The organism is Actinoplanes sandaracinus (genome assembly GCF_030009775.1).
GTDB lineage: Bacteria > Actinomycetota > Actinomycetes > Mycobacteriales > Micromonosporaceae > Actinoplanes > Actinoplanes sandaracinus.
This window is the reverse complement of record NZ_JASCTH010000010.1, coordinates 140,484-151,005: the sequence shown is the minus strand read 5'-3', so window position 1 is coordinate 151,005 and position 10,522 is coordinate 140,484. Positions and strand designations below refer to the sequence as shown.

The window sequence follows — 10,522 nt, the reverse complement described above, 5'->3', positions numbered from 1 at the left end:
ACACTCCTTGTCTTACTCCCCCCCGGCCCCCCGCGCCGCCGCCCCGGGGGGGGGCCCCCCCCCCCCCCCCCGGTCCGCTTTTTCACGACATCGGCGGGGGTACGAGCTCAGCAGGCGACCGTGGCACGCCCGGATCGCTGCGTCCAGGTGCAGGTGTCATGGATCCTGCCCGTCCTGGTGAGCAGGGTCGCCGTGTCACCGGTGTTGTTCCAGACGTAGTTGCCGGAACCCCAGTACAGGTCGGTCGACGAATTCGTCCCCTTACCGGTGTGCAGCCGGACCTTGCCACCCCGGCCCGCGATCGTGACGTTGCCGAACGTGTAGGCCCGCGAGGCGTCGACGATCTTCCAGCCGCTCAGATTCACCGCCGAGGCGCCGTCGTTGACCAGGGAGATCCATTCGGCGTTGAGGCTGTCGTTGGTGCGGGTGTCGCTGCCGGGCGAGTCGTACTGGGTGTCGAGGAATCGGGGTGTGGGTTCGGCGGCCCCGGCGGGGACGGCGACCATCAGGGTGACGCCTGTGGTGGCGAGCGCGGTGACGATCCCCGGCGATGTGCGGCGCATGGACGCGATCTCCTTGTCGAGCAGATGATAACGAATCATAATTCTTCCGCCCGAACGCAGTCGTACCTCCCGATTCCCGGTCATGTCAGGCGTCAGCGGTCGGCCGTTCGGACGACCGGTCAGCCATGAAAAGCGTCGCCACAACTACGTTCTTGCTGGTCCTTGGCGTTTGCAACGTTGTCGCACCGCTAGGGTCGCGCCTATGGTGACAGGGTGGCCGACCATCAGCACCACCACCGTCATGGGGTGCGGCACCTGCTGACCCCGCACTCGCACGACACCGCCGACAAGGTCGACAGCGCCCTGGAGTCGTCACGCGACGGGATGCGCGCCCTGTGGATCTCGCTGGCCGGGCTGGGGCTCACGGCCGCGGTCCAGGCGGTGATCGTGGCGATGTCCGGTTCGGTGGCGCTGCTCGGCGACACCGTCCACAACGTGGCCGACGCGCTCACCGCCGTACCCCTCGGCATCGCCTTCTGGCTCGGGCGGCGGGCCGCGACCAGGGCGTACACCTATGGTTTCGGGCGCGCCGAGGATCTCGCCGGAGTGCTCATCGTGGCGGTGATCGCGGCGTCCGCGGTCGCCGCCGCCTGGTTCGCCGTCGGCCGCCTGCTGGAACCGCGCGAGATCACGCATCTGCCGTGGGTGTTCGCCGCGGGCCTGGCCGGTTTCGCCGGCAACGAGCTCGTGGCGCGGTACCGGATCGCGGTCGGCCGGCGGATCGGCTCGGCCGCGCTGGTCGCCGACGGGTTGCACGCGCGCACCGACGGCTTCACCTCGCTCGCCGTGGTCCTCGCCGCGGGCGGCGCCTGGCTGGGCTGGGGCTGGGCCGACCCGGTCGCCGGGATCGCGATCACCGTGGCGATCGTGTTCGTGCTCAAGGACGCCGGCCGGCAGGTCTACCACCGCCTGATGGACCGGGTCGATCCGGGCCTGGTCGACCGTGCCGAGCAGCAGTTGCAGCAGGTCGAGGGGATCCGGGACGTGTCCGGGCTGCGGCTGCGCTGGATCGGCCACCATCTGCACGCCGAGGCCGGCATCGTCGTCGACGCGCGGCTCAGCCTGCTGGCCGCGCACGAGATCGCCGCCGACGCCGAGCACCGGCTCACCCATCACGTGCCGCGGCTGACGTCGGCGACCGTGCACGTCGACCCGGACAGCCACCCCGGCGACAGTCATCACGGCGACCTCTCCCACCACCGCCGGATCCGTCTCGCCGGCGCGAGCTGACCCACCGGCCCGCGTGAGTGGAGGTCCGCTCCCCGCGCTGACGGCACCCGGGTAATCTTCCGGGCCGGAAAGCCGGTCGCCTCTCGTGCGGCGTCCGGATGGAAGGGAGCGCACCGATGACCCACCAGGTCCCTGATCCGCCCCGCCCGGGCGGCACCGTCTACGGGCGTGGTGGCGCCGGCGCCGGGGAGGATGTGCCGGCCCGGCTGCCGCGGGCGGTGCCCATCACCGTCGGGATCGGGATCGTCGCCGTGCTCGCGCTCGGGTACGCGGCGTGGAGCAGCACCGGGGGCGACGGGGACGAGCCGTCGGCCGCGGTCGCCGCGCCGGTGTCATCGGCCGCCGGTTCGCGGGCTCCGGCCGGCGGCGGCGCCGGGACAGGCTCGCCGAGCCCGGCGCCGGCGTCACTGGCCACCGGAACGTGGCTGCTGTCCCCGCTCGGCGACCTGGACACCTATCTGACGGTGAACGGCGACTTCGCCAAGATGTCCCCGGCCGACCCGGTGACACTGACCGTCGTCACCGGGCTGGCCGACGACACGTGTTTCTCGTTCCGCGTCGACGAAGACCGCTACCTGCGCCATTTCGACTACCGGCTGCGCGCCGACGAGTCGGACGACTCGGATCTGTTCCGCGCCGACGCCACCTTCTGCCAGGAGGCGGGAGCCGGCGCCGGCACGGTGCGGCTGCGCTCGAAGAACTACCCCGACTACGCGCTGCACCGCCGCGACGACGACTCACTGCACATCGACAAACCGGCCGGCGCCGCCGACGGGTTCTCGTTCATGGTTCAGCCGGGCGGGTGAAATCCGGGCGGGTGAAATCCGGGCGCGCCATGCGCCCCGACTCCACCCACCCGGTGGTTCAGCAGAGGAGGCGGGCGGCGGCCCAGTCTCCATGGTCGGCGCCGACGCCGTCGCCGGCGTCGGTGACCCGCAGTTCGAGACGAGAGCCGCCGGTCACGTCCGCCTCGATCGGCCGGGCGTCCGCCGAGCCGGTGAGCCGGCCCGACGACGCCTTGAGCACGCCGTCCACCCACACCTCGAACACGACCGACCCGGAGTTGCCCATCTCGTCGTCGACTCCGGTGTCGGCGCGGAACGTCGTGCAGCCCCGCCCGGTCAGGTCGACGGTCACCGCCGAGACGGCGTGCACGCCGATGCCCTTGTCGTAGGCGACGCCGCCGAGAGTGAGCGGCCGTCCGTCACCGGCGGCCTGCTCGGCGTTGCTGCGGTCACGTTCGACCGGGCCCCAGCCGTTGGTGGCCTGCACGAACGGCAGGTCGCTCACCCACGACGAGCCGTCCGGCAGCGGGGTACGGACGGTGGCCGCGGCCCCCACCGTGCTGCGGAACCCGTCCGGCGTCGCCGAGGTGACCGCCGCCGTGAGCTGATGCTGCCCCCAGTCGGTGCCGGCCGGCGCGGTCACCGTGAACTCGGCCACGGCCGGAGTTCCGGCGGCGACCGATCCGAGGGCGGCGGACGCCGGCGTGACCTGCCAGCCGGACGGCACCTCCAGGGTCGCGGTCACGTCCCGCAGACCGGCCGCGCAGCGGGCGTCCACCCGCACCGACACCCGTTCCGCGACACCGGCCGTGATCGAGCCGTCCGTGTCGAGGGTGACGTCCGGCGGGCACGGCGCCGCCGCCGAGGCGTCCGGCAGCCGGTCGAGCGGCCGCAGCACCAGCTCGTAGTCGTAGGCCCGGGTGGGTGACAGCCGGTAGGGCGCGAGCACCGAGTTGGGTGTCTCCCCCATGCCGGTCTCGCCGGTCGCGGCGTGCAGGGTCACCCAGCCGTTGTTACGGACCAGGGGGAGCTGGTGGGCGTACTCGGCCCGGTCCAGGTCGTCGTACTGGCTGACGCTGACGTCGAGATCCTCGCCGACCGGGCTGCCGACCAGGATTCCGCCGCGCTTGCCGTCGCTGAGGGCAGCCCAGCGGGTGCCGGTGTGGTTGCCGCCCGCCTGCGGCCGGGCGTAGGGCACGTACTGGTCGTCGACGTCGCTGCGCCACACCCCGACGGTCGCGCCGCTGGAACGGTCGTTGTACGTCTCGTGCGGTCCGGTCCCGTACCAGGTGAAGTCGTCCATCGACGCCGGCACCCGCATCTTCACGCCGACCCGCGGCAGGTAGGGCAGGGAACCCGCGCGGCTGCCGCGGGCCCGCACCGAGTGTCCGAGGGTGAGGGTGCCCTGCCCGTCGATGCGGTACCGCAGGGTCTGGCCGATCGCGAAGGCGTCGGCGAGCCCGGGAGCGGCCGCCGTGCTACGGACCGTGATCTCCACCGCCGCGCCGGTGACCGTGGACGACACGTCCTCGACCGTCGTCTGGAGCCGGTCCAGGCCGACCTCGTGCCAGATCTCCCGGTCGGCGGTGCCCCATCCGTAGATCTCGTTGCTGGTCGGTGGCCGGTAGACGTCCAGTTCCGGTCCGGCCTTGAGCAGTTCCCGGCCGTCGGCGGCCAGCGAGGTGAGAGCGCCGTTCTCGAACCGATACTTCCAGCCCTTGCCACGGACCGTGACGGTCGAGCCGTTCCTGGTCACGACCGGCGCGCCCACGGCGGCCGGCGCGGGCAGGATCCCCGGCACCACCCGTCCACCGGCGGAGAACTGATCGCGGGCGAAGACCCAGCCGCGTTTCGCCCAGGGCAGGTCCTCGGTGGTCGAGACGGACAGGTTCAGCCATCGCTCCCGGTCGTGCGGATTGGCCGGCGCCGCGCCCAGCGCGAGGTCCACCGTCTCCCCCGGTGCGAGGGTGAGCTTCCGGTCGCCCCCGCGCAGCCGCCGGTCCACCTCGGTCAGCGACCAGTCGAGGCGCAGCCGCAGGGTTCCGGCGGTCTGCTCGTTGGTGACCCGCACCCGGCCGGCGGCCGCGTCGACGGCGGTGAACCGCACCGGCGAGTGCGCCCAAGCCACCTCCTCCGTCTCCGGCTGGAGCACCCGGTCGGAGCTGACCATGCCGTCGGTGCCGGAGAGGCTGAGCCCGAGGCTGAGGAAGTCGCCGCGACGTTCGGACCGGTCGAAGTCCAGCGCGAGCACCGCGTCCACCGACGGGTCGGCAGCGAGTTGCCCCGCGGTGAGCGCCGAACCGTAGATCCGCACGTCGTCGACCAGGCCGCGCCCGGTCCGTACCCGGAGATCGTCCTGCTGGGTCTCCGCGTTGCGGCCGATGTTGACCTCGTAGAGGCCGGGGTCGATGGCGCCGGTCCGGGCGACGGCGGCGACCTGGACGCCGTCGATGTAGAGCCGCATCTCGGCGCCGTCATAGGTGCCGGTCACCCGATGCCAGTTGTCATACCAATTCGCCGGTACGTCCGCGGCGACGGAACCCGAGTTCACCACCAGTTCGAGAGTGTCCTGGTCGCGCATCTGCATGGCGTAGGCCCGGCCCTTGGTGACGATCGGGAAGCTGCCGGCCCACTGGCCCGGCTTCACCCACGCGTCGAGGGTGACGGCCGTCGTCACGTCGAGGCGCCGGTCCCGGAAGACGTCGACGAAGTCGTCGAGGCTGGACAGGCTGATCGCCTGGCCGCGGTGCCCGGCGACCAGCGCCGGTTTGCCGACCAGGAACGCCTGGATCCGGTTGCGCGACGAGTCGGGGGTGAGGACCAGCGGCTGGCGCAGGTCCTGTTCGGCCCAATCCCAGACGAAGCCGCCCTGCATCGACGGCTGACGCCGGGCGATCGCCCAGAACTCGTCGAAGTTGCCCATGCTGTTGCCCATCGCGTGGGCGTACTCACCCATGATGATCGGCTTGGTGCCGGTCCGGGCCTTGTTCTCCAGCGAGGCGGGCGTGGGATAGCGGGGCCCGCTGATGTCGGCGAACGGCGCGTCCCCGTCGGGCGAGTTCGACTGGTGGTAGAGCGGGCGGGTCGGCTCGTTCGTGTCGGCCCACTGCGCCATCGCGTGGTGGGCGGCGCCGAGGCCGGCCTCGTTGCCGGTGTCCCACATCAGCACGCTGGGGCGGTTCTTGTCGCGGGCCACCATCGCGGCGAACCGGTCGGCGAACGCGGCCTGCCACTCCGGTTTCGACGCGAGACAGTTGCTCGGGCAGTTCTCCCGTGAGTGCGTCTCGATGTCGACCTCGTCGGCCAGCCACAGACCGTACTTGTCGGCGAGGTCGTAGAAGTACGGGTCCGACGGGTAGTGGGAGGTGCGTACCGCGTTGATGTGCAGCTTCTTCATCAGGAGGACGTCCTGGCGCTGCGCCTCGCGGGTGACGTGGCGGCCGGTGTCCGGGTCGGTCTCGGCCCGGTTCACGCCCTTCACCAGGATGCGTTGGCCGTTGACCAGAAGCTGCTTGTCGCGGATCTCGATGTCACGGAAACCGACCGGCTGCGAGGTGACGTGTGCGGCGCGTCCGTCCGGGGCGATCAGTTCCAGTCCGAGCGTGTAGAGGTTGGGTTCCTCGGCCGTCCACTTCGCCGGAGCGGGCACCGTCGTCGTCAGGGTGACCTGGCCGGCGGAGACCGGGCCGCTCACCGTGACCACGGTCTTGCCCTTGGCGTCACGCAGCGTGCCGCGCACGGTGTGGCCGTCGGCGGTGCCCGCCACATCGACCCGGGCGGTGAGGGCCGCGTCCCGGTAGCCGGCGTCGAGATCGGTGGTGATGTACGCGTCCCGCAGCCGCACCTGTCCGGTCCGGTAGATCGACACGTCACGGAAGATGCCGCTGTACCGCCACTGGTCGAAGTCCTCCAGATAGGAACCGGAGCCCCAGCGGTGCACCTGCACGGCGACCGTGTTGCGGCCCGGCCGCAGCAGATCGGTCACGTCGAACTCGGCCGGGGTGTAGCCACCCTGGTCGTACCCGGCGTACGCGCCGTTGACCCAGACGAAGTACCCGCTGGTCACGCCTTCGAAGCGGAGGAACTCCCGGCCACCGGCCCAGTTCTTCGGCACGTCGAACGTCTTCAGGTAGGCGCCGGTCGGGTTGACGTCACGCGGCACGAACGGCGGGTTGTCCGGCCAGACCTCCTCCGGGATGTTGCGGAACATCGGGTGGTCGATGAAGTCGGACTGCCAGGTGTGCGGCACGGTCACCTTGGGCCAGGCCGACCCGTCGAAGCCCGCCGCGGAGAATCCGGCCGGAACGTCGTCGGGCCGATCGAACAGTTTCATCCGCCAGCCGCCGTTCAGGCTGAGGCTCGAACCGGTGGGCCGCAGGTCGGCGTGCGGCGGCTCCTGGCCCTCGCCGGTCATCTGCGGGTTCTCCAGGTACCGGTACACGTCCTCGACGGACTGCGGGCCGCCGGGCACTCGCGCGGTCGCCGCCGCCCCCTTGCTCGTCGCGGCCGCGGGCGCCGGAACGGCCAAGCCGAGCAGTGCCACGAGGGCGGTGCAGGCGGCGGCGCCGAATCGGATTCTCATGCCGGGCCCTCCTTCACGAAGTTCTCGACCTCACCGGCGGTGGTGGCGGCGCACCGGAAGCGGCTGGTCCCCCACCTCGCGAAAGTGGGCTGCCGACAGCGGGGACCGGTACTGGCCGAAAGACGGTGGGCAACACGTCCGAACATGGCGACTCCGCTCGGGAAGCAGATCTGCGGGCACGCCCAGAACATGCTCGACCAAAACTGAACATGTTCGAAGCCATTGCGACATTACAAGAAACATCGCCGACATGGAACAGCGTCGATGACGGCACCGGCGGCGCATCAGCATCGGAGGAAACCCACGGCGAAGGGGCCCGAAAAGGGGCCCGCCGCTTCTTCACCAGGCTCGACGGAGCACCCGTCGGCCGGTCCGGCTCACCTTCTCCGGCGGTGACCGGCGCGACGCCGGCGACGGCTGCCGGTGACCAGCAGCGCGACGAAACCGACGGCCACCGCGGGGATCCCCGCGAGAGCGATCGGCGCGATGAGGCCGGCGGCCGACGTGCGGGGCCCGGCGGCCTCCGCCGCCGAGTCGAGGGCGTCGGAGGTACGTGACCCCGCGCTCCCCGGCGCCGCCGACGAGGGCGGAGGCGCCACGTCGTCGCCGATGACCGACCGGACCCACTTGGCCACCACGTCCGCCCGGGTGGCGATGTCCGGCCCGGTGTGCGGGCAGGCCGGCCCTCGGCTGACCACCCCGATCAGCGTGGCCGTGCCGTCGGCGCCCTCGGTGAAGTACGGCCCGCCCGAGTCCCGCTCGCACGGGCTGGTGTTCCGGCGCGGCGCAATGCCGGACAGTCCCATCTCGGTCGCCGCGACCGAGGTGACCTCGAACCGCCCGGTGCGCAGCCGGTCCGGTGTCCGCTCGTCGTCGGGGCGGATGAACCCGTACCCGACGAGTCGCGCCTTCTGGCCCTCGGCCGGAGCCTTGCCGCCCAGCCGCAGCGGGGCGATGCCGGTGACCGGCTTGTCCAGCCGGACCAGGGCGACGTCGGCCTCCCCGTGCTGGCGCACCTCCACCACGTCCGCGGCGAAGCCGCCCTCGCCGGTGAGGTCGGTCCGCCCCACCGTCGCGACGGTCTGCTCGGCCACCGTGCGGGCCACCCGGTTGTCGTTCACGTCCCGGAAGCAGTGCGCGGCGGTGATCACCCAGCTCGGCGAGACCAGGCCACCCGTGCACGAGCTGTCCCGCGTGCCGCCGTCGGCGGTCGGGATGCCCAGCGACGCGATCTTCACCGCGAACGGGTACCGCCCGTCCGGGACGGCCTCACCGTTGGCGATGGCATGCGCGGGCGCACCGGCCAGCACCCCGGCGATCAGTGCGGCCAGCAACACGAATGACTTTCCCATCGTCTTCAACGGGTGTGAATCGTAGGCGACGCCGGCAACCCCGGACATGAACGAACACCCCTCCCCGTTTCCCCTGTATTGACGACTTCGGCGACGGGAAGGTTGCACCACACCCTGGGGTACGCGAACCGAGTGCCGTCCGTTCAGCATGGAGCGGGATCGGCCGCGACTCGACGGGGAGAAGCCACGAGCCGCCGGTCTCCCACCGGTTTAGCCCGATGAGCAGCTAAGAGTCCGTTTTTCCCTGATCAGGAAGCATATCTGCGGGTTTTCCCCGCTCAGCAGAGGGAACGCCTGGGGGTGGGGACATCATCACCACACGGGGGTTCGGGTCATGAGGAAGACAGCATGCCTGCTGACGGCGGCGGTGTTGGGCATGGGCGCCGCCGCCGCGGTGGGGTCGCCGGCGCAGGCCGACAGCACGTGCAGCGCGGCGCAGGAGCACGAGTTCGACACGTCGGGCTTCAACACCGATCTGCGGGTGCGGCTCTGCATCTACCACGGTTCTCCGACGCGCGGCGCCTACGCCCAGACGTCCTGGGAGAACGGCGGCGACGACGTCGAGGACAACCACCGCAAGTTCGACCTGCTGATGATCCACTACCAGTTGCAGCAGTTCGACGGCACCGTGACGGCCGGGTCGTGCGATCTGACCATGCGGGTGAACAGCAGCAAGAGCGATCAGTTCATGTGCGACACCGCCTACCGGGAGTCGTCGCGCAGGGGTGGCTGGAGCACCGACGGGTACATCATCTACAACCTCGATCGCGACGGCGAGGGCGACAAGCGGATCGACCTGGTCGGCTCACCCGTCGTCGCGCACTGAAACCGGAGGTGGCTCATGGACGTCGTCGTCTGGACGGTCAGCTCGATCGGCGTTCTCACCGTCCTGGTGCTGGCGCTGGTGGAGGGCCGCTGGTACCCCCGCAGGCACCGCGGGCGCCATCACTGACGCGGGCCGGGATTCCCGACACGGCGTCGTGCGGCGGCGGGTCCTCCCGGAGAACCCGCCGCGACACGTCGAGCGCGCCTCACCGCCCGCGGCAAGCCCCTGCGGGAGCCGCTCGCCGCGATCCGCGACGCCGGCGGTGAGCCGGGGCTCACCGGACCGGCGGCAGGCCGATGCCGCCGGTCAGCCCGGAGGCTCCGGGGAAGAGCGACCCCGGCGCGTATTCGGGCTGCTGCCCGTAGTGCCCGTGGAGCTGCTCGTAGTAGTCGCGCTGGTCGGCCAGATCGGGATCGTACGGCGGTCCCCCGGCCACATGGTCCTTCGATGACGACACGTGCACCTCGTCGTCGGTGACGCGCATGACCGCCTCGACCGGAATGTACGACGACGACGCCCCGAACCCGAGGATCCCGCCGTGCTCGACCCGCAGGATCCGCACATGGTTCGTGTCGGTGTCCACCAGCAGGTCCGCGACGGTCCCGATCTTCTCCCCCGCGCTGTCGACCACGGAGCGGCCCCGAATGTCCTGGGCGGGGTCGGCCACCAGCCGGTTGGTCTCACTCAGCGGCGTCAGATTGCCGAAAGACTCTCCCATTTTCAGCCACCTCCTCACCGCATCGCATACCCGGACCGAGCGGCATTCATGTCCCGCCGGGCGATCAAAGCACATTCCTGGTGGTACGCCACCCGTGCGGCCGGTGGTCGCACGCGGCACAGGTGGCACCGACCAGGCGCAGGTGGCACGTAGCCGGGAAGAGTGTCATGCGACCTGGGCATCCGGCGAGCCACAATCCGACAAGGATGGCACCGAACATTGCCGGACGGGTATGGTGTAGCAGCGACCCTTAAACGGGCGTGGGCGAGTGCTTATGCCAGCTGCACTGAGGATGCACCGGCTCGGCCTCACCAGGTTGGCTGGCTTTGACCGCACCTAAACTATGGTGATCGAGTTGGCACCCCGATCTTGCATCGGCGTAGTTCAACAGGGCCAACCACCTTCCTCTGGTCTTCGAGCGATGGGGAAGGTCTGCGCTACAATCTGCTCGTGCTCGTTACCGTTC

The 10,522-nt window shown here is 70.9% G+C and carries 7 protein-coding genes; 3 read left to right on the top strand and 4 right to left on the bottom strand.

The window, feature by feature from the left end; translation table 11 throughout:
- Positions 1-107 precede the first annotated feature (107 nt).
- A complete protein-coding gene (locus tag QLQ12_RS17100; RefSeq protein ID WP_282761041.1) occupies positions 108-602 on the bottom strand; it encodes a lamin tail domain-containing protein in 495 nt (164 codons plus the stop codon).
- Positions 603-776: 174 nt separating this feature from the next.
- Here QLQ12_RS17100 and QLQ12_RS17095 point away from each other — a divergent pair, with 174 nt between their 5' ends.
- Together QLQ12_RS17095 and QLQ12_RS17090 are read left to right on the top strand one after the other, a co-directional pair.
- Positions 777-1,793, top strand: coding sequence for a cation diffusion facilitator family transporter (locus QLQ12_RS17095; RefSeq protein ID WP_282761040.1), 1,017 nt, complete (start codon positions 777-779; stop codon positions 1,791-1,793).
- Between the two features lie 116 nt (positions 1,794-1,909).
- Positions 1,910-2,599 (top strand): AbfB domain-containing protein, encoded by a 690-nt coding sequence (locus tag QLQ12_RS17090; RefSeq protein WP_282761038.1) that lies wholly within the window; start codon positions 1,910-1,912, stop codon positions 2,597-2,599.
- Positions 2,600-2,657: 58 nt separating this feature from the next.
- Here QLQ12_RS17090 and QLQ12_RS17085 read toward each other — a convergent pair whose 3' ends face one another.
- Together QLQ12_RS17085 and QLQ12_RS17080 are read right to left on the bottom strand one after the other, a co-directional pair.
- On the bottom strand, positions 2,658-7,160 hold the full coding sequence (locus QLQ12_RS17085; RefSeq protein ID WP_282761036.1) for a glycoside hydrolase family 2 TIM barrel-domain containing protein: 4,503 nt from the start codon (positions 7,158-7,160) through the stop codon (positions 2,658-2,660).
- A gap of 377 nt (positions 7,161-7,537) precedes the next feature.
- Positions 7,538-8,512 carry a S1 family peptidase gene (locus QLQ12_RS17080; RefSeq protein ID WP_282761034.1) on the bottom strand — a complete coding sequence of 325 codons (975 nt, stop codon included), beginning with the start codon at positions 8,510-8,512 and terminating at the stop codon, positions 7,538-7,540.
- 334 nt (positions 8,513-8,846) lie between these two features.
- Here QLQ12_RS17080 and QLQ12_RS17075 point away from each other — a divergent pair, with 334 nt between their 5' ends.
- Positions 8,847-9,338, top strand: coding sequence for a hypothetical protein (locus tag QLQ12_RS17075; protein WP_282761032.1), 492 nt, complete (start codon positions 8,847-8,849; stop codon positions 9,336-9,338).
- 274 nt (positions 9,339-9,612) lie between these two features.
- Here the strand turns inward: QLQ12_RS17075 and QLQ12_RS17070 are convergent, their stop codons facing one another.
- Positions 9,613-10,056: a PRC-barrel domain-containing protein gene (locus tag QLQ12_RS17070; RefSeq protein WP_282761031.1), complete on the bottom strand. Its 444-nt coding sequence runs from the start codon at positions 10,054-10,056 to the stop codon at positions 9,613-9,615.
- Positions 10,057-10,522: the final 466 nt, after the last annotated feature.